The following is a 19,569-nucleotide window of genomic DNA, read 5'->3' as shown; positions in this document are numbered from 1 at the left end:
GCCGTGACATCAGGTCCGAGTGAGAGATGAGGTGACCTCGGTACATGCCCGGACACAGGACAAAGGGGTTCTGCGCAACGGCCGCCGCGCTCGCGCTCTGCGCGATGCTGGCGGGTTGCGGGGGATCCGGGGAATCGGCCGGCGGTGGCGGCAAGGTCGTGCTGCGCTACGCCTGGTGGGGCAACCCCGACCGCGCGGCGCTGACCGACAAGGCCGTCGCCCTGTTCGAGGAACGCCATCCGAACGTGACGGTGCAGACGTCGTACTCCAGTTACGACGCCTACAAGCAGAAGCTCGCCGTGCAGGCCACGGGCGGCGACGCACCCGATGTGATGCAGCTCGACTACCGCCAGATCAACCAGTACGCGAACGGTGGCGTCCTGCTCGACCTGGGCAAGCAGAAAGCCGTCCTGCACACCACGGAGATCGACGAAGGCCTGCTCGCGACCGGCACCGTGGACGGCACGCAGTACGCGATCCCGCAGGGCCGCGGCACCGAGACCATCGTCTACGACGCCAAGGCCTGGAAGGACTCGGGCGTACCGCTCCCGCAGAAGGGCTGGACCTGGGACGACTGGGCCGACGACATGCGCGCGCTGGCCAAGAAGACCGGGAAGCCCGGAGCCACCGACCCCGGCTGGAGCGAGGACGGCTTCGAGGTGTGGCTGCGCGGCCAGGGCAAGTCCCTCTACACCAAGGACAACGGGCTCGGCTTCACCGCCGACGACCTCACCGAGTGGTGGACCTTCACCGACCGACTCCGGCGCGAGGGCGCGGTGTCGCCCGCCGAACAGACCACGCAGCTCGCCGGGTTCGTCGAGAACACCCCGCTGGCGCGCGGCAAGGCGACCTCCGACAACAACTGGGACGCCCCGGCAGGCGGTTACGTCTCCTTCATCCCGACCGGGATCGCGCTGGCGCCGATGCCGTCCGGTGAGGACGGCACGCCCGGCCAGTACTTCAAGCCGTCGATGTTCATGGGCGTCTCGGCCAACACCGGCCATCCCAAGGAGGCGGCCGAACTCATCGACTTCATGATCAACGACAAGGACGCGGCGAAGATCCTCGGCGCCACCCGCGGCATCCCGGTCAACGAGACCATCCGCGCGGAGACCAAGTCCCAGCTCCAGGGCTTCGACAAGACGATCTCCGACTACCAGGCCTCCGTCGACGGCACCCTCAAGGATCCGCCCCAGGCCCCGCCCTCCGGCGACAACGCCCTGCAGTCCACCTTCCAGCGCGACTACGACCAGGTGTCGTACGAGCGCCTGTCGCCCCGCGAGGCGGCCGAGAACTACATCACCGAGGCGAAGGCGGAGCTGAGGTCATGACCACCACCGAGATCCCCGCGCCCACCGCCCGTCCCAAGCGCGCGGCGACCGCCCCCAAACGCCGTCCCAAGCGTGAACGCGAGGGCGCTGCCTGGGTGTTCCTGTCCCCGTGGGTCCTCGGCGCGTGCGTCCTCACGCTGCTGCCGATGGCCGTGTCGCTGTACCTGTCCTTCACCGACTACAACCTCTTCGACGCGCCCCGCTGGGTGGGCCTGCGCAACTACACGCAGATGTTCACCGAGGACCCGCGCTACTGGCGCTCGGTCGTGACGACCCTCGAGTACGTCGTCATCGCGGTACCCCTGCAACTCGCGCTCGCCCTCGTCGTCGCCCTCGCCCTGAAGAACATGAAGACCGGCAAGGCCTTCTACCGGTCCGCGTTCTACGCCCCCTCGCTGCTCGGCGCTTCGATGTCCATCGCCCTCGTCTGGCGCCAGGTCTTCAACGACGGCGGCACGGTGGACAAGCTGTTCGGCAACGGCGGCTGGGTCAACAAGCCCGGCTGGTCGCTGCTGGCCGTGGCCCTGCTGACGGTGTGGCAGTTCGGCGCGCCGATGGTCATCTTCCTCGCCGGGCTCCAGCAGATCCCCGTCGAGCTGTACGAGGCGGCGGCCGTCGACGGGGCGGGGAAGTGGCGGCAGTTCCTGTCCATCACCGTGCCGATGCTGTCCCCGGTGCTCTTCTTCAACCTGGTGCTCCAGACCATCCAGGCCTTCCAGGTGTTCACCCCCGCCTTCGCGGTGAGCGGAGGCAAGGGCGGACCGGCCGACTCGACCCTCGTCTACACCCTCTACCTCTACGACCGCGGCTTCGTCGCCTCCCACATGGGCTACGCCTCCGCCATGGCCTGGGTGCTGCTGATCGTCATCGGCGCCGTCACGGCGGTGCTGTTCCGCACCTCGCGTTCCTGGGTCTTCTACGCGTCCGAGGGGGACCGATGACCGCCGTCTCCACCGCCGACACCACCGACCGCAAGCCCGTGCCCTGGGGCCGGATCGCCCTCCATGTGGGCTGCCTGGCAGCCCTGTTGGTGGTGCTGTACCCGCTGGTCTGGCTGCTCGCCAGCTCGCTCAAGCCGGCCAACGAGGTCATCACCAGCCTCAACCTGCTGCCCAGCCACCTGGAGTGGTCCAACTACAAGACCGCCCTGGACGGCGTGAACGACGTCTCCATCTGGCGGCTGCTGTCCAACTCGCTGCTGATCGCGGGCGGCGCGGTGATCGGCAACGTGATCAGCTGCTCGCTCGCCGCCTACGCCTTCGCCCGGCTGCGCTTCCGCTTCCGCGGCCCGCTGTTCGCGTTCATGATCGCCACGATCATGCTGCCGCACCACGCGGTGCTGATCCCGCAGTACATCATCTTCAACCAACTCGGTCTGGTGAACACCTACTGGCCGCTGATCCTGCCCAAGTTCCTCGCCACGGAGGCCTTCTTCGTCTTCCTCATCGTCCAGTTCATGCGCGGTCTGCCCCGCGAACTGGAGGAGGCGGCCCGGATCGACGGCTGCGGACCCTTCCGCAGCTTCTTCCTGATCGTGCTGCCGCTCACCCGGCCCGCGCTGATCACCACGGCGATCTTCACCTTCATCTGGACCTGGAACGACTTCTTCACCCAGCTCATCTACCTCTTCGACCCGGACAAGTTCACGCTCACCCTCGCCCTGAGCTCGTTCGTGGACTCCTCCAGCCAGTCGGCGTTCGGCCCCATGTTCGCGATGTCGGTGATCGCGCTCCTGCCGATCGTGCTGTTCTTCCTCGCCTTCCAGCGCTTCCTGGTGGAGGGCATGGCCAGCTCGGGGCTCAAGGGATGAGCGGCCTGCGCACCCGCGAGCCCGGCGAGGTCTTCGGCCCGCGGATGACCCTGTTCGCCGACATGCTCAGCGTCGGCCTGCTCACGGCGGTGCTGTGCCTGCCTCTGGTGACCGTCCCGGCCGCCCTGTCGACCGCGTGCGCGGTCCTGCGGGGCGGGGTGGCGGGCCGACCCGCCACCGCGGGGCGGTACTTGGAGGTGCTACGGCGTCGGCTGCGGGCCGGTGACCTGGCCGCCGGCGGCGTTTTCCTGACCGGCGCCCTGGTGGTGGTCGCGGACCTGGCACTCGCCGGGGCCGGACTGCCCGGGGCGCCGGTGTTCGCGGTGGTGGCCTCGGCCATCGCCGCGGTCGCCCTGGTCGTGGGCCTGCGGGCCTGCGCCAGGCCCGAGTCGCTCACCGACTGGCGGGCCGCCCTGCGGGAGGCGGCGCGGGACGCCGTACGCGACACGGGCGGCAGCGCCCTGGTGCTGCTTGCGGTGGCGGCGGCCGTCGCGTGCGCGTGGATGCTGGTGCCGCTGGCCTTCCTCACGCCCGGACCGCTGGCCCTGGCGCTCACGGCCGTCGACGTCCGTTTGGCCGCGATGTCCCAGAATTAATGCCCCATTAAGGGGACTTGAGGTGTGAAAGGAGGCTTGAGGTGCCGATCATCTTGACATGAACCTGCGGTCCGACGGGCGGGCCGCGGTCTCATGGAGGTGTGGAATGCACCGCAGACTCGCCACCGCACTGGGCGCCTCCGCCCTGGCCCTCGTCACCGTCGTCGCCACCGCCGCAGCCGCCGAAGCCGCTCCCGCCGACAAGCCCCAGGTCCTGTCGAGCTGGACCCAGACCAGCGCGTCGAGCTACACCCTCTGGACCACCGCCCGCGCCAACCAGACCGCCTGGGCCGCCTACGGGTTCGACTGGTCCACGGACTACTGCTCCTCCTCGCCCGACAACCCCTTCGGCTTCCCCTTCGCCACGTCCTGCGCCCGGCACGACTTCGGCTACCGCAACTACAAGGCCGCCGGCGCCTTCGACGCCAACAAGGACCGCCTCGACAGCGCCTTCTACGAAGACCTCAAGCGGGTCTGCCTGAGCTACGGAGGCGCGACCAAGGCCGCCTGCAACAGCACCGCCTGGACCTACTACCAGGCGGTCAGGGCCTTCGGCTGAGACACCCTCGGGGGCGCCCGCCAGGGCGTCTCGCAGGTCCGCCAGGCAAATGCCCGTGCTTTCGGGGCAGTTGGGGGTACACGGAGTCCACGTGGGGCGACGACCTCAATCAACGGAAGGGGCGGACATCATGCTGGCCATCATTTCTGCGGTCCTGTTCTTCATAGCTTTCCTGATCAACGCAGCCGACATCTCGACCAACGACACCTTCACCTCGACCAACGTGATGCTGCTCGGGCTCACCGTGCTCGCACTGCACCTGGCCGGAATCGGAAGCGGGTGGTCGGTGCGGGGCCGCGGTCGGCGGTGACCTCGGCGTAGAGGCGCCGCGAGTGTGACGGACGGGGTGGGCTGTGCTGACACGGCCCACCCCGTCCGTATCGGCCCGGTGGCGGTCCTGCCGCCCTGCCACCAGGCTGGCGGCAGAGGCACCGGCACGCAGGATGCACAGACGTACGGACGTACAGAGGGACTGGTTCCAGATGCAGATCGACCTGGCGGGACGCACCGCCCTGGTGACGGGCTCGACACAGGGCATCGGCGCGGCGATCGCCGCCGGACTCGCGCGCTCCGGCGCCCGGGTGGGGGTGAACGGCCGCGACGAGAAGCGGGTCGGGGAGGCCGTGGCCCGGCTGGCGGCGGAGGTGCCCGGAGGCTCCTTCGTGCCGGTGGCCGCCGACGTGGCGAGCGAGGAGGGCGCGCGGCAGGCCCTGGAGGCGCTGTCGCAGGTGGACATCCTCGTCAACAACCTCGGCATCTTCGGCTCCGCCGACCCGCTGGAGATCAGCGACGACGAGTGGCGGCGCTACTTCGAGGTGAACGTACTGGCCGCCGTGCGGCTGATCAGGCTGTACCTGCCGGGTATGACGGAGCGCGGCTGGGGGCGGGTCCTGAACATCGCCAGCGACTCCGCGATCGTGATCCCCGCCGAGATGATCCACTACGGCATGTCCAAGACCGCGCTCCTCGCGGTCGGCCGCGGCTTCGCGAAGGAGGCGGCGGGCACCGGCGTGACGGTGAACTCGGTCATCGCGGGACCCACCCACACGGGCGGGGTGGAGGACTTCGTCTACGAACTCGTCGACCGGGACCTGCCCTGGGACGAGGCCCAGCGCGAGTTCATGCGCAAGCACCGTCCGCAGTCCCTTCTGCAACGGCTGATCGAGCCCGAGGAGATCGCCCACATGGTCGTCTACCTGAGCTCCGACCAGGCGTCGGCGACGACGGGTGGAGCGCTGCGGGTGGATGGGGGCTACGTCGACTCGATCCTGCCCTGATCTGGTCCGAGGCGGCAGTATTCATCGGATGAGTAAGACATCGCCGACTAACCGTAGTGGGATGTCGTTGCTGCCATAACTGTTGACACGTGCATGGCGGCTGCTTAGGTTCCCCGAGACACCCGATGTATCGACGATCCATCAGGCTTGGGGGACAACCATGACCTCGCAGCCGCGGACGCGTTCGCCGCGCCCGCTCAGATCCGCGGTCGGCGCGTTATGCGCCGCGCTGGCGGCCACCCTCTGTATGACGGCGCCCGCCAGGGCAGACCTGAACGCGACTCACGATCACGTCTGGTCCGTGTCCGGCCCCGAACGCGCCGCAGCGGTCCATGAACCGCGCGCCCGAGTGTCCCTGGATGACGCGACCGGCACGCTGACCCTCTCCGTGACCCGTGCCGGCCGAACGGTCATCGAGCCGTCGCCCGTCGGCATCGTCACCGAACAGGCCGACCTCTCCAAGGACTTGAGGTTCCTCCACCGCAAGGACCGGTTGGTGAAGGAGCACTACCGGGCCACGTCCGGCAAGCGGCTGGACCGCCGGGTCCTGATGAACGAGACGCGCCTGTCGTTCGCCACCCCCGCGGGCGCACGGCTCGACCTCGTGGTCCGCGCCTCCGCCGACGGCGTCGCCTACCGGTACGTCCTGCCCGCCGGGCACGGAGACATCCTCGGCGAGACCTCCGCCTTCAACCTGCCGCCGGACGCGAGCGCGTGGCTCGGCACCTACCGGGTCGACAACGAGGGCCAGTTCAACCAGTACACCGCGGCGACCGCACCGACCGGCGAGTACTCGGACCAGGCACTCTTCGCGACCGACGGCGGCTACACCCTGCTCGCCGAGTCCGACCTCACCGGCGCGTACTCCGGCGCCCGACTCGCCCACACACAGGGCACCGGCACGTACCGCATCAAGCTGGCCGACGACCGGGTCCACACCGACGGCGCGCTCGCGACTCCCTGGCGGGCCATGGTCACCGGCGACCTCGCCACCGTCACCCGGTCCACCTTCACCGATGACCTGGCCCCCGCCTCCAAGGTCGCCGACACCTCCTGGGTCCGCCCCGGCACCGTGCTGTGGACCTGGCTCGCCGGCGGCCGCGCGGCAGGCCAGAGCCTCACCGCACAGCAGGCCTACGTCGACTACGCGGCCCAACGCCACTGGCCCTACGAGGCAGTCGACGCCGGTTGGTACTTCAAGACTGACGAATGGGACACCACAGACCCGAACTGGCAGACGAACAGCTGGCTGCCCCGACTCGTCGACTACGCACGCCCCAAGGGCGTCGGCATCATCGTCTGGATCCACCAGCGCGACCTCGACACCCCCGAGGAACGGGCTCAGTGGCTGCCCACCCTGGAACGCTGGGGCGTCAAGGGCGTGAAGATCGACTTCATGAACTCCGAGGCGCAGCCCATGCTCCAGTGGTACGACGCCATCCTCGCCGAGACCGCCGCCCACCACCTCATGGTCGACTTCCACGGCTCGACGATCCCCAAGGGAATCCAGCGCACCTGGCCGCAGGTCATGACCCTGGAAGGCGTCGGCGGCGAGGAGAAGCGGACGAACACCGCCGCCCACCTCACCACCCTGCCCTTCACCCGCAATGTCATCGGCTCCATGGACTTCACCCCTGGCGGCTTCCAACGCGTCGGTCAGCGCCCCAACTCCGACGCGGCAGAGGTCGGCCTCACCGTCGCCTACGAGTCCGGCCTCCAGATGCTCGCCGGTACCCCGGAGTCGTACGACACCCGGCCGGTCGCCCGCGACTTCCTCGACCAGATCCCCGCGGCCTGGGACGACACCAAACTGCTGGCCGGACATCCCGGTCAGGAGGCCGTCCTCGCCCGCCGCAGCGGCAGCCGTTGGTTCCTGGGCGGGGTGTACGCGGGGGCCGCTCGCACGGCACAGGTGCCGCTGACCATCGGCCCGGGACGGTGGCTGGTGGAGACGATCCGTGACGGTGCCGACGGGCTCGTCCGGCAGCGGCAGGTGCTGCGCGGCGGTGACACGTTCGGCGTCGACGTCGTGGCGGGCGGTGGCTTCGCGGGCGTCGCCTGCCGCTGGCATCCGGGTCGCACCACCTGCTACCGCTAGGCGTACGGCACCGAAACTCGCTGGCGGGCCGGTGCCCCGACGAACCACCATGGCCCGCATGACTGACCAACCCGCACGATGGACCCAGGCGACCGTCTACCCCGACATGTGGGCCAACCCGGACGACGACCCTCGTAACAACGAAGGACCCGGTCCGGACGGCGAACTCGCCACCATCGAGGACGTGCTCACGAACTACCGCCTGACCCTGCGGTTGAAGTGCGAGGGCCTGGACGCCGAGCAGCTGGCACGTCGATCGGTTCCGCCGTCGACGATGTCACTGCTCGGTCTGGTCCGGCACCTCGCCGAGGTGGAACGGGACTGGCGCAACTGGATCACCGACGGCGACCCGTTGCCGAAGCTGTACGGCAGGCGGGACGCGGACTTCGATGAAGCCGTCGGTGAACAGGCCGTGGTCGAGGCCGCGTTCGCCGATCTGGAACGCGAACAGGCCGCGACCGACGCCGTGTTGGCCGAGCACGAGGACGATCTGGGCAAGCGGCTGGGGAAGGACGGGATCGCGGTCCGGGAGCTGCTGGTGCACCGGATCGACGAGTACGCCCGGCACTGCGGCCACGCGGACCTGCTGCGCGAGTGCGTCGACGGACGAGTGGGTCAGTAGGTCACCGGGCGCTTCACCCCGTGGCCTCGAGCACGGTCGTACGGCCGCCCAGCGCGGCGGAGAAGAGGTCCGTGACCTGCTCCAGTGCCGTGGCCGTGGCGGGTGCGATCGTCGGGGTGCCGTCGTCGCCGACCGTGATGTCCCTGTCGAGGGTGAACCAGCCCGGCACGATGTGCGAGGCGCCCATCGAACTCAGCACCGGGCGCAGGGCGTAGTCGATGGCCAGGACATGGGCCGTGCTGCCACCCGTGGCCAGGGGCAGCACGGTCTTGCCGGTCAGCGCGTACTGCGGGAGCAGGTCGAGCAGCGACTTGAGCAGGCCCGAGTAGGCGGCCTTGTAGACGGGCGTGCCGATGACGACTCCGTCGGCCTGCTCGAACAGGGCCGTGGCCGCCTTGATCGCCGGATGCCCGAAGTCGGCGCCCAGCAGTGCCTGCGCGGGGAGGGTGCGTACCTCCAGCGGGATCACCTCGTGGCCCTGGAGGCGGAGCCGGTCGTCCAGGTGACGGAGCAGTCGTGTGGTGCGGGAGGTGGGGGAGGGGCTGCCGGAGACGGACAGGATCGAGGCCATGAGGGGACCTTCCGGGGTCGGGGTTCAGACGGCGTGCCGAGCGGGCGGGCTGACGGTCACCAGGCGCTCGACCGCACCGTGATCAGCGGCCGCAGTTCGTTGCGCAGGTTCTCCAGGAAGGTGACGACCTCGGCGGCCACCGAGCGGTGCTGGAGGTCGTTGAGGACGTCGTGGTGCGCGCCGTGGACGACCGAAAGGCGCGCGCTGGGAAGGGACTTGGCCGCGCGGGCGAGCGCTTCCTGATCCGCCAGGGGGTCGGCGTCACCGACGATGAGCAGCGCGGGGACGGCGGCTTCGCTGTCATAGGCGGCGGCGAGCACGGCTTCCGGGATCGCGTCGTCCAGCGAGCCACGCCGGACCTCGGGGTCCTGGGTCAGGGTGCCCCGGTGGGCCGGGCAGGAGGTGCGGACGTCGAGTTCCTCGTCCCAGGTGCCGGCGGCGGTGGCGCCGGGGGCCCGGCCGGGCAGCCCCGCGAGGACCACGGCATCGGGCCCGCTGTCGGGCGCCCGGTCGAGCAGCGCGGCGATCGCGGCGGCCCCCGCGTCGGCTCCGACGTGGACGAGGGGTCGTACGACACCGTCGTCGGCCGCCGTGCCCTCGGCGGCGTCGGTGAGGCGGGCGGCGAGGTCGGTCAGGTCCTCGCCTTCGAGGTCGGGGGCGTCGATCACGCGGACGCGGTAGGCGTCGGCGGCGAGCCGCCTGCCGAAGCGGGCGTAGGTCGCCCGGGTCTCGCCACGGCCGGGAACGACGACGACCGTGCCTCGGACGCGGAGGCCTTCGGGGCCGAAGTAGTCGCTGTACTGGGTCATTTCACACTCCTGCGGAGACGGGTTCGGCCGGCCGTGCGGGCTGCCAGCCCAACGCCGGTGCCACCTCGGTCGCGATGAGTTCGAGGGCGCGGACGGCGGCGTCGTGGTCGGGGACGGCGGGGTTGAACTGGGTGATCAGGTCGGTCGCGACGGGCAGCACCTTCTCCTGCCCGAGCGCAGCGACGACGTCGTCGGGATGGCCGTAGAAGGAGTGGAAGCGGCGCAACGCCTCGTCCCGGTCGAGGCCCTTGGGGAAGGCGCCGTGCTCCGCCATCCGCAGCGCGGTCCGGTGGACGTCGTCGCCGATCGCCGCGAGCGCGGTGCGCCGGTCCTTGGCCGGGAACACGAACCGGGACAGGCCGATGCGCGGGCGGTGCGGTCGGTCCCAGGCGGCCAAGTAGGCGTCCGCCCATGGCCGTTGGACCTCGTCCGTGGGCTCGTCGAACCCGTAGGCCGCCCGGTTGAGCAGCAGGTTCGAACCGTTCCGCGCCGCGTACTCGGCTCCCTGGGCGCTGAACACCCCCTGCCAGACGCGGTCGGTGAAGTCGCCGGGCCGGGGCTGGATGCGGAAGCCGGGTGTGCCCACCTCGTGTCGGCCCAGGGCCTGGCGCACGATGTCGAGGTTCTCGCTGGTCAGTTCGCGCTTGCGGGCCACGTCCTTGCCGAACGCCGCGTACTCCACCTCGCTCGATCCGCTGCCGGCGCCGAACTCCACGCGGCCCCCGCTGAGCGTGTCGACGGTGGCGATGTCCTCGGCGAGCCGGACCGGGTCCTCCAGCGGGAGGACGGTGATGGCGGTGCCGAGTCGGATGCGGGTCGTGCGGGCCGCCGCGTGGGCGAGGAAGGTCCACGGTGACGACAGTCCGCCGCCCCCGAGCGGGACGTGGTGCTGCGCCACCCAGCCGACGTCGAATCCCAACTCGTCGGCTACGACGAAGAGTTCCTGGGCGTTGCGGTAGGTGCGGGCGATGTCGTCGTCGCGGCCCTGGACGTGGGTGAGGAAACCGAGCCGGAAGCGTGGTCTCTCGCTCGTCATGGGGTGATGGCCTTTCGGTGGTCTCAGGCTGCGGTCGTGGCCGGGATCGGTACGCGGGTGTCCGGCGTCGCCGCCGTGCCGATGTGGCCCAGTACCCGGTCGAGTACGGCGCCCGCACCCGCGTCGAGCAGGTCCGTGCCGCGCCAGGCGACGTGCTGGTCCGGGCGGATCAGGACGTTGGTGGTGCCGTAGACGGCGCGTGCCGCCGGGTCGGTGAGGTGGACGACGGTGAACGGCAGGGCCCGTGCGGCGGCCTCGGCGGCGAAGGCCCGCTCGACCGTCCGGTCCTCGGTGAGGACGAGCAGACCGAAGGACGTGCCGAGACGGTCGTAGAGCGTGCCGCCGCTCGGGTCGACCGGGCCGTCCGGTGCGCGGTGGCCCGGGCGCGGATCGTCCTCGTAGACGTCGGCGCGCCAGGGCGGCTCGGCATCGAGCTGGTCCGGCTCGTACCAGACGGTCGCTGACGCGTCGTAGCGCTCGTCGAAGGCGACTCCGTCGCTGCCGAACCGGTCCCGCCGCAGGCGCGCGCCGATCTCGGCCCGTCGCCGGACGGCCGCGTCGCTGAGGTCCGTGTCGTCCGGAATGCCTCCGGCACGGATCTCCGCCAGCGTGGCCTGCGTGCGGTGCGCCCGGTCCAACGAGTGGTCGGCGACACGCCAGTTGTGCGGGCGGCGCTCCTGGTCGTAGGAGTCGAGCAGGCTCCGGGGCGCGTGACCGTCGAGCACGGCGGCGAGCTTCCACCCCAGGTTGACCACATCACCGATGCCCTCGCCCAAGTTGCCGCCGGGCGTGCGTACATGGGCCGCGTCGCCGGCCAGCAGGACCCGGCCGCGACGGAACGTCTCCGCGATCCGGGTGGCGTGGTAGAAGGTCGTCGCGGACACCAGCTCCAGGTCCACGTCGAAGCCGAACGCCGCCCGGCCGACCTCCAACAACTCGTCCGCACCGGGCTCGTGGTCGAGCGGGTACGGCCCGGCGTACACCCGCCACTCACGCGCGCTGACGGCGGCGAGGAATCCGGACGCGTGGGCGTTGACGACGATGTTGGTCGCGCTGGGCGCGGGTCCCACCCGGTCGGAGATGTCGCCGGTGCGGACGATGAGCCGCAGCCGCTTCTCGGTGGCGTGTTCGCCCTCGCGGGCGATGCCGGCCAGTCGGCGCGTGGTGCTGCCGCCTCCGTCGGTGCCGAGGACGTAGGCGGCCCGAACGGTGTGCGAGCGCCCGGAGTCGACGTCCACGACCTCCGCGTCGACGCCGTCCGCGTCCTCGCGCAACCCGGTCAGCTCCCGACCGCCGGACACGCTCACGCCCTGTTCCGTGAGGTGGTCGAGGAACACCCGTTGGAACACGGTCTGCGGCCGGCGCAGCGCCTCGTCGGAGGAGTGCCCGGTGGCACCGCCCCTGTCGGCGAAGGAGGGAGCCGGCACCGGCACCAGCTCATGCCCGGTCAGCGAGGTCACCAGGCGCGTTCCCCGGTGCCACTCCGGCGGATACGTCCACGCGTCCCGCACCCGCTGGAGCAGCCCCCAGCGCCGCAGATGCTCCACGACCCGCGGGGTGTGCCCCATCGCACCGGCCCGCACGAGTGTCGCGGCGCGGGCGCGCTCGACCACGGCGACCTGGACACCGCGCGAGGTCAGCTCGACGGCCGCCGCAAGGCCGACCGGGCCCGCGCCGACGACGAGTACGTCGACCGTCGCCGGAGGAGTGGCGGCCGGGAAGCGGACGGTGTGGACGTCGCGGCCCCCCGTCGCCGACAGTTCGGTCATCGCGCGGCCTCAGTCGTTCACGAGCTGGCGCTCGCGGGAGTGGCGGTTGGTCGGGATCGGCAGGCCGAGGTTGCCGCGCAGGGTGTCGGACGTGTATTCGGTGCGGAACAGGCCGCGCTTCTGGAGGATCGGGACGACACTGTCGACGAAGTAGTTCAGCTCGTCCTCGGTGCGGAAGGCGAGGTTGAAGCCGTCCAGGGCACGGGCATCGAACCACTGCTGGATCGTGTCGGCCACCGTCTGCGGGTCCCCGACGAACGGCGACCGACGGAACTGGTTGATGGATTTCGCCACTTGACGCAACGTCAGCTTCTCGGTCCTGGCCCGCTCGATGAGCTGCGCGGCACCCGTGCGCCCGCCCTTCTCGGCGAGGTGGGCGACATCCGGGAAGGGCGCGTCCAGGTCGTGCACGCTGAAGTCGTACGCCCCGAAGGAACGGCCAAGGAGCGCCAGGTTGCGGCTGAAGTCGTCGTCCTCCTCGAAGATCTCCCGCTCCCGGCGACGGGCCGCCTCGTCGGTGGCGGCGACGACCGGGCCGCCGTGGATGAGGATCTTGACGTGCTCGGGGTCGCGGCCGTAGGCGGCCGTGCGCTTCTTGACGTCGGCGTAGTAGTCCCGCGACGACTCCAGCGTGCCCCCGGGCGCGAAGATGCCCTCGGCGACCTGCGCGGCGAGGTCGCGGCCCTCCTCGGACACGCCGGCCTGGAAGATCACCGGCTGGCCCTGCGGGGAGCGGGAGAGGTTCAGTGGTCCCGCGATCTTGAAGTGCTCGCCCACGTGGTCGAGTTCGTGCAGCTTGGCCGGGTCGAGGAACACGCCCCGCTCGACGTCGGCGGGGAACGCGTCGTCCTCGTACGAGTCCCACAGCCCACGGGCGACCTGGACGAACTCCAGGGCGCGGCCGTAGCGGGTGGCGTAGTCGAGGTGCTCGTCGAGCCCGAAGTTCTTGGACGTACCGGTGTCGAAGCTGGTGACCACGTTCCAGCCGGCCCGGCCGTTGCTGATGTGGTCCAGCGAGGCGAAGCGGCGGGCGAGGTTGAAGGGGGAGTTGTAGGTCGAACTCGCTGTGCCCACCAGGCCGAGGTGCTTGGTGTGGGTGGCCACGGCCGACAACAGGGTCAGCGGTTCCAGGCGGTTGAGGTAGTGCGCCGGGTAGGTCGAGTTGATGAACTGGCTGTCGACGATGAAGAGGGCGTCGAAGAGGGCGTGTTCGGCCGCCTGGGCCAGCCGGATGTAGTAGTTGATGTCGATGCTGGCGTTCTTCGCGACGCGCGGGTCCTTCCACAGGCCGTGCTGGCCGGGGCCGCCCACGCCGTAGGGATGCAGTGCGAGGTGGAGCGTGCGGGACATGGCTGTTCCTGTTCTGTCAGCGGGAGTTCAGGGAGGTCGAGGGGCGTTGCTGGTGCGTCAGGCGTGCAGGAGGGCGCGCAGGGCCTCGCGTTCGGCGCGGTCCGCCGCCGCGCTGTGCAGCGTGGGCGCGGAGCGGACGAGCAGGCGCGTGTAGGGGTGCCGGGGTTGGTTGATGACATTGGCGGTGGCGCCGACCTCGACCAACTCGCCCTGGTAGAGCACGGCGATGCGGTCGGCGACCCCGGCGACGGAACCCAGGTCGTGGGAGATGAAGACGAGGGCCACCCCGTCGGAGCGGAGTTCCTTGAGGATCTGCAGGATCTGGACGCGGTTGGCGGAGTCCAGGGCGCTGACCGGCTCGTCGAGGATGACGAGCCGGGGTTCCGTCACCAACGCCCGCGCCACCGCGACCCGTTGACGCTGGCCGCCCGACAGTTCACCGGGCAGCCGGTCGAGCAGCTCGGCGTCGAGCCGGACCCGGTCGAGGAACGCGCGCACCCGCGTCGCCGCCTCCTGTCGGGACACGCCCTGGATCAGCAGTGGTTCGGCGAGGGACGCCTCCACCGTCAGGTCCGGGTCGAGACTGCGCAGGGGGTCCTGGAAGACGTACTGGATCACACCCCGACGGCGTAGCGCGCGCCACTGGCGATGGCCGTGCGCGCCGACCTCCTCGCCGTCGATCACGATCGATCCCGACGACGCGCGCACCAGACCGAGCGCGGCCCGCGCGAGTGTCGACTTGCCCGAACCGGTCTCGCCGATGATCCCGATGGTCTCACCTGGCGCGACGCTCAAGGAGACGCCGTGCAGGGCCTGGCGGCGGCGCCGGCGCAGACCGTAGTGCACGTCCAGGTCGGTGATCTCCAGGACGGGACCGGCCGGCTCCCCGCTCATACGTCCTCCTTTACGGCGGAAACCGCCTCAGCCGCTTCTATGGCGAGGAACTTGTCCAGGCCGTACTGCTCGTGCTCGGCGATCAGTAGCCGGGTGTACTCGTGCCGGGGGTTGTGCAACACCTCGTGCGTCGGCCCCTGTTCGACCACCTCGCCCTGCCGCATGACGAGGACCTCGTCGCAGAGCTGGGCGACGACGGCGAGGTCGTGGGAGACGAGGACGAGGGCCAGCCCTGTCCGTTCGCGCAGGTCGGCCAGCAGGTCGAGGATCTCGGCCTGGACGGTGACGTCGAGCGCGGTCGTGGCCTCGTCGGCGATGAGGATGCGCGGGTCGGCGGCGATCGCGGCCGCGATGAGGACCCGTTGGAGCATGCCGCCGGAGAGTTCGTGGGTGTACTGGCTGTAGACCAGTTCCGGGTTCCGCAGGTGCACCGCGCGCAGCAGGTCGATCGCCTCCCCGCGCGCCGCGCGCCGCTTGAGGCCCTTCTTGACGCGGAGGACCTCGGCGATCTGCGCGCCCACCCGGATCGAGGGGTTGAGATAGGACGCCGGGTCCTGGAAGACCGCGCTGATCGTGGCGCCCCGCAGAGCCGTCCACTGTGCCGACGAGAGGCCGGAGATGTCCTGGCCGTCGATCTCGATCGAGCCGCCGGTGACCTCGAAGTGGGCGGGCAGGATGCCCAGCGTGGCCTGGCAGGTGAGGGTCTTTCCGCTGCCCGACTCGCCGACGATGCCGACGGCGCTGCCGGGCGTGAGCGTGAAACTGACGCCGTGGACGATCTCGTCGCCGGCGGCCCGGTCGCTGATGCGCACGTCGCGTACGGACAGGACCGGCGTCGAGGGAGAGGCCTGGCCGACGGGCTCGGCCGGGCCGGTACCGGTCTCCGCGACCGCGGTCCTGCTCTGCTGGTCGGCCTCGGTGAGGACCTTCTCGGAGAGAGTTGCCATCACGCACCTCCGGCGTGAACGTGAGTGAGGTCGGAGTCGGTCCCGGCCAGCCGATTGGCGCGCGCCTTGCGGTTGTTGACCAGGGCGCGGCCCGCCTCGCCGGAGACGTCGCGGATCGTGTCGGCGAGGAGGTTGCAGGCCCAGACGGTGACCATGATCAGCAGGGCGGGTACGAGTGGTGCCCACGGCTGCTGGGTCAGGTAGCCGAGGTCCGAGGCGAGCAGGCCGCCCCAGGTCGGCGCGGGCGGCTGGACACCGATCCCCAGAAAGGTCAGCGTCGAGACGATGACGAAGCCGACGCCGATGGTCTGGGCGAGCGCCACCGCGACCGGCGGCAGCACCTTGACCCATACGTGCCGGCGTACGACCCACCCGATGGAGGCGCCGGAGATGAGCGCCGCCTCCACGTACGGCGAACGGGCCACGGCCAGCGTGGCGGCGCGGGACACCCGGTAGAACAGGGGCGACACCAGCACCCCCGTGACCAGCATCGCCTGGGTGATGCCGTTGCCGAGCAGCGCGACCACGGCGACCGCGAACAGCAGGAAGGGCAGGGCGACCAGGGTGTCGGTCAGCCGGAGGGTGATCCACTCGAAGGCCCGGCCGAAGTAGACCGACAGGATCCCGGGGATCGCCCCGACCCCCAGTGCAGTGAGCGCGACTTCGAGCGAACCGAGGACGCTGACCCGGGAGCCGTCGAGCAGCCGGCTCAGCACATCGCGGCCGAGGTAGTCCGTGCCCAGCCAGTGGGCGCCCGAGGCGTCCGCGAGGGTGTCGGAGCTGGTGGCCAGCGGATTCTGGGGCGCGATGAACGGCCCGAGGACGGCGAGCAGGGCGATCACGGTCAGGATCACCAGCGCGATCCGGCCGGACGGCAGGGAGAGCACGCGGCGCACCATGGTCACACCCCCCGCTGGGACGCCGGCGTCACACGCGCCAGCACCAGGTTGACGATCAGGTTGAAGGCGACGACCAGGACGATCGACACCACGAGCACGCCCTGTACGGCGGGTACGTCACCGGCCTGGGCGGAGTCGTTGGCGAAGCGGCCGAAGCCCTGGAGCCCGAAGATCCACTCCGTGACGACGGAGGCGCCGACCAGCGTGGGGAACTTCAGGCCGAGCGTGGCCAGCGCGGGGCCGAGGCCGTTGCGCAGCACATGCCCGAAGAAGATCCGCCGTGGACCGAGCCCCCGTACGACCGCGCCCGTCACGTAGTTCTCGCGGTAGGCGGCGATGAGGCTCGTGCGCAGTTGGCGGGCGACGTCGGCGATGACGTCGAAGCTCAACGCGATGGCCGGCAGGGTGATGTGGGCGAGCCAGGGACCGAAGCCCTGCGCCGCCGGGATGTAGCCGGCGGACGGGAACACGTGCAGTCCCACCGCGAAGACCGCGACCAGCACGATGCCGACGACGAAGGCCGGCATCACCGAGATCACCGTGACGAAGCCGGTGATCGCGCGGTCGACCCAGGTGGTGCGGCGCAGCGCGGCGATCGTGCCGAGGGCGAAGCCCGCGACCACGCCGATGACGAGCGCGAAGGTGGCCACCGACAGGCTCACGCCCAGGCCGAGGCCGATGAGGGTGGAGATGTCGGCGCCGTTGGTCCAGCTGGTGCCGAGCTGCCCATGCAGGACGCCGCCCAACCAGTCGACGTACTGGACCAGGAAAGGCCGGTTGAGCCCCCACTGGGCCTCGACTCTGGCGACCGCTTCCGGAGTTGCTTCCTCGCCCAGCTGGATCCGCGCCGGGCTGAGCCCGCTCAGTGACCGCAGCGCGAACGTCACGAACGTCGCGACCAGGAACACGGGCACGAAGATCGCGATCGACCGGCCGAGGGTGACCAGGACGCGGCCCAGCGTGCGCCGCGTCCGGGTCGTGGCGGCCGGGTGACGTACGTCGGCCGGTGTGGCCGGTGCCTCCGTCGTCGCCATGGCTTGCCCCCTCTCTGTAGTGGCTGTACGGGATATGACGGCGTGTCAGTTCGCGCCGATGGTCACGCCGGTCCAGTCGATGTGGGCCGGGTTCTTGGGCAGGGCGGAGATGGACTTGCTCTTGGCGATGAGGTTGGGCGAGGAGTAGGTGAAGACCAGCGCCTTGCTCTCCAGACCGGCCCGGGTCGCGGCCTGGAGGACCTGCGCGTAGTCGGGCGAGTCCAGCGGGGTCTGGCGGACCTTGGCGATGGCCGCCTCGAAGCCGGCCGGCTCGTAGGGCGTGCTGAGGTTGAGCGGGCCGTTCGGGCCGAAGTGCGCGGTCAGGGTCTGCGCCGCGGAGTCACGGCCCGTGGTGCCGTAGAGCGAGAAGGTGAGGTCCTTGGCGAAGAACGGGGTGGCCCAGTTCTTGTCGATCTTGATGTTGACGGTGATGCCGACCTTCGCCAACTGCGCCTGGACGATCTCCGCTTGAGGGTCCTCGGCCGGGATGACGAGGTCGAGCTTGATCTGGCCCGCCTTGTAACCGGCCTCGGAGAGCAGCTGCTTCGACTTCGCCGGGTCGTAGGCGTAGTCGTTCGCGGACTGCGGGTCGTAGGCCACATAGCCCTTGGGGAAGGGCTGGTTGGTCGCCGAGCCGTAGCCGAAGGTCAGCTTGTCCACGAACTCCTGGCGGTCGATCGCGTAGCGGACCGCGTCGACGACCTTGTCGTTGTCGAACGGTGCCTTGTTGACGTTCAGGCTGATGTTGTTGGCGTTGAATCCGGGCTGGACGAAGACGTCGAGGCCGGCCTTCTTGGCGGCTTCGGCCTGACTGGGCTTGATGTCGGCGAAGTTGTAGACGCCGGTCTGGAGTCCGGAGACGACGGTCGAGGCGTCGGGGGCCGAGGTCAGTTCGACGTTGTCGATGTGGATGTCCTTGGCGTCCCAGTAGTCCGGGTTCTTCTTCAGCAGGACCTTCGTGCCCGGGACGAGCTGGGTGACGGTGAACGGGCCCGCGCCGACCGGGCTCTGGTCCAGCTTCGTCGGGGACTTCGCCGCCTTCGGGCTGGCGATCTGCAGCACGCGCTCGCCGAGCAGTTGGGGGATCTGGTAGTCGACCTGGCTGAGGTGCAGCACCGCGTCCAGCCCGTTGGCGTCGACCGACTTGATCGAGGTGAGGTCGCCGAAGAGGGCGGAGTTCTTCTGCTTCTGGGCCCGCTCGATGGCGGCCTTCACGGCGGCGGCGTCGACCGGCTCGCCGTCGCTGAACTTCAGGTTGGGCCGCAGATGGAACGTGATCTGGTCGCCCTTGGCGTTGTACTCCCAGCTCTTGGCCAGGTCGGGCACGGCCTTGCCGGTCGCGTCCGTGCGGGTCAACGAGGCGTAGACCAGGGCCAGTTCGCGGAACTGGGCGCCGCTGCCGCTGACCACCGGGTCCCAGTGGGTGGGGAAGTAGGAGGAGGTCCACTTCAGCGTCGAGCTGCCACTGGCCGACGCGGCGTCGCCGCCGCAGGCGCTGAGGGCGGGGACGAGCACGGTGGCGAGGGCGGTCCCCAGGGCGGCGGCGCGCAGTCTGCCGGGGCGGAGGGCCGCCTGGTGACTACGGGGCGTGAGTCGTCCGGACATCGTTTTTCTTTCTTCGAGGGCTCCGGACCGCGCCGGGGCAGCGGAAAGGGAGCGAGGGCGGCATGCCCGGGGTTCGGACGACGTTCGGGCCGGGAGGGACATGCCGGTGCGGCTTCGGTGCACAGCTGGGCATGCCTCGCTCGGGACACGAGGCGTCGGCGGATCGCGGGGAAGAGCCGGGAAGCAGAAGGAGAGGGGAGCAAGCGACTGGGCGCGAAACGCGGGGCGCGAGAAGACGGGCACCGGTCGGCGACGCGGCAAGGGGCCGGTGGCTACGGGAGCGGAGTCAGGCGCCTGTGGGCCGGGGGCGGCGGGTCAGCGACAGAGAGCGCTGCAGGTGCGCCGCAGGTCCACGTAGCGGC

General features: G+C 70.4%; 19 protein-coding genes. 9 read left to right on the top strand and 10 right to left on the bottom strand.

Features of this window, described 5'->3' with window-relative positions:
- Window positions 1-44: 44 nt before the first annotated feature.
- The 9 genes from ACIP6U_RS30515 (at window position 45) to ACIP6U_RS30475 (ending at window position 8,293) form a co-directional block, all read left to right on the top strand.
- On the top strand, window positions 45-1,331 hold the full coding sequence (locus ACIP6U_RS30515; RefSeq protein WP_401724349.1) for an ABC transporter substrate-binding protein: 1,287 nt from the start codon (window positions 45-47) through the stop codon (window positions 1,329-1,331).
- Window positions 1,328-2,272: a carbohydrate ABC transporter permease gene (locus ACIP6U_RS30510; protein WP_401724346.1), complete on the top strand. Its 945-nt coding sequence runs from the start codon at window positions 1,328-1,330 to the stop codon at window positions 2,270-2,272. The genes ACIP6U_RS30515 and ACIP6U_RS30510 overlap by 4 nt, the downstream gene beginning before the upstream one ends.
- Window positions 2,269-3,141, top strand: a complete 873-nt coding sequence (locus tag ACIP6U_RS30505; protein WP_401724345.1) for a carbohydrate ABC transporter permease — start codon at window positions 2,269-2,271, stop codon at window positions 3,139-3,141. Before ACIP6U_RS30510 ends, ACIP6U_RS30505 begins: the two co-directional genes overlap by 4 nt.
- On the top strand, window positions 3,138-3,737 hold the full coding sequence (locus tag ACIP6U_RS30500) for a hypothetical protein (RefSeq protein WP_401724342.1): 600 nt from the start codon (window positions 3,138-3,140) through the stop codon (window positions 3,735-3,737). The genes ACIP6U_RS30505 and ACIP6U_RS30500 overlap by 4 nt, the downstream gene beginning before the upstream one ends.
- 106 nt (window positions 3,738-3,843) lie before the next feature.
- Window positions 3,844-4,296, top strand: a complete 453-nt coding sequence (locus ACIP6U_RS30495; RefSeq protein ID WP_401724339.1) for a phospholipase — start codon at window positions 3,844-3,846, stop codon at window positions 4,294-4,296.
- A gap of 130 nt (window positions 4,297-4,426) precedes the next feature.
- Entirely contained in the window at window positions 4,427-4,606 is a 180-nt protein-coding gene (locus tag ACIP6U_RS30490; RefSeq protein WP_401724337.1) for a hypothetical protein, read from the top strand.
- 172 nt (window positions 4,607-4,778) lie between these two features.
- The gene (locus ACIP6U_RS30485; protein WP_401724333.1) at window positions 4,779-5,573 is read left to right on the top strand and encodes an SDR family NAD(P)-dependent oxidoreductase; all 795 of its coding nucleotides are present in this window, start codon (window positions 4,779-4,781) and stop codon (window positions 5,571-5,573) included.
- Window positions 5,574-5,733: 160 nt separating this feature from the next.
- A complete protein-coding gene (locus ACIP6U_RS30480; RefSeq protein WP_401724330.1) occupies window positions 5,734-7,671 on the top strand; it encodes a glycoside hydrolase family 97 catalytic domain-containing protein in 1,938 nt (645 codons plus the stop codon).
- A gap of 49 nt (window positions 7,672-7,720) precedes the next feature.
- Entirely contained in the window at window positions 7,721-8,293 is a 573-nt protein-coding gene (locus ACIP6U_RS30475) for a DinB family protein (protein ID WP_401724327.1), read from the top strand.
- A 13-nt stretch (window positions 8,294-8,306) separates the two neighbouring features.
- On the opposite strand, the gene ssuE is transcribed toward ACIP6U_RS30475, so the two are convergent.
- Genes ssuE through ACIP6U_RS30425 form a run of 10 tightly spaced genes read right to left on the bottom strand, consistent with a single transcriptional unit; the run spans window position 8,307 to window position 19,207 of the window.
- Window positions 8,307-8,864 (bottom strand): NADPH-dependent FMN reductase, encoded by a 558-nt coding sequence (gene ssuE / locus ACIP6U_RS30470; RefSeq protein ID WP_401724324.1) that lies wholly within the window; start codon window positions 8,862-8,864, stop codon window positions 8,307-8,309.
- A gap of 56 nt (window positions 8,865-8,920) precedes the next feature.
- Window positions 8,921-9,673 (bottom strand): alpha/beta hydrolase, encoded by a 753-nt coding sequence (locus ACIP6U_RS30465; RefSeq protein WP_401724321.1) that lies wholly within the window; start codon window positions 9,671-9,673, stop codon window positions 8,921-8,923.
- Window position 9,674: 1 nt separating this feature from the next.
- Window positions 9,675-10,709: an LLM class flavin-dependent oxidoreductase gene (locus ACIP6U_RS30460; RefSeq protein WP_401724318.1), complete on the bottom strand. Its 1,035-nt coding sequence runs from the start codon at window positions 10,707-10,709 to the stop codon at window positions 9,675-9,677.
- Window positions 10,710-10,732: 23 nt separating this feature from the next.
- A complete protein-coding gene (locus ACIP6U_RS30455; protein ID WP_401724315.1) occupies window positions 10,733-12,478 on the bottom strand; it encodes an FAD-dependent oxidoreductase in 1,746 nt (581 codons plus the stop codon).
- 9 nt (window positions 12,479-12,487) lie between these two features.
- Window positions 12,488-13,828, bottom strand: coding sequence for an LLM class flavin-dependent oxidoreductase (locus ACIP6U_RS30450; protein ID WP_401724312.1), 1,341 nt, complete (start codon window positions 13,826-13,828; stop codon window positions 12,488-12,490).
- Window positions 13,829-13,885: 57 nt separating this feature from the next.
- Window positions 13,886-14,722: an ABC transporter ATP-binding protein gene (locus tag ACIP6U_RS30445; protein WP_401724309.1), complete on the bottom strand. Its 837-nt coding sequence runs from the start codon at window positions 14,720-14,722 to the stop codon at window positions 13,886-13,888.
- Complete coding sequence (locus ACIP6U_RS30440) at window positions 14,719-15,669, bottom strand: ABC transporter ATP-binding protein (RefSeq protein WP_401724307.1); 951 nt, start codon at window positions 15,667-15,669, stop codon at window positions 14,719-14,721. Before ACIP6U_RS30440 ends, ACIP6U_RS30445 begins: the two co-directional genes overlap by 4 nt.
- On the bottom strand, window positions 15,669-16,568 hold the full coding sequence (locus ACIP6U_RS30435) for an ABC transporter permease (RefSeq protein ID WP_401724305.1): 900 nt from the start codon (window positions 16,566-16,568) through the stop codon (window positions 15,669-15,671). Before ACIP6U_RS30435 ends, ACIP6U_RS30440 begins: the two co-directional genes overlap by 1 nt.
- Before the next feature lie 2 nt (window positions 16,569-16,570).
- Window positions 16,571-17,602 (bottom strand): ABC transporter permease, encoded by a 1,032-nt coding sequence (locus ACIP6U_RS30430; protein WP_401724303.1) that lies wholly within the window; start codon window positions 17,600-17,602, stop codon window positions 16,571-16,573.
- A 45-nt stretch (window positions 17,603-17,647) separates the two neighbouring features.
- Window positions 17,648-19,207 (bottom strand): ABC transporter substrate-binding protein, encoded by a 1,560-nt coding sequence (locus tag ACIP6U_RS30425; RefSeq protein ID WP_401724301.1) that lies wholly within the window; start codon window positions 19,205-19,207, stop codon window positions 17,648-17,650.
- Between the last annotated feature and the right edge of the window lie 362 nt (window positions 19,208-19,569).

Source organism: Streptomyces sp. NPDC088794, assembly GCF_044750545.1.
GTDB lineage: Bacteria > Actinomycetota > Actinomycetes > Streptomycetales > Streptomycetaceae > Streptomyces.
Note: the sequence above shows the minus strand (reverse complement) of the source record. Positions and strands in the feature narration are given on the sequence as shown.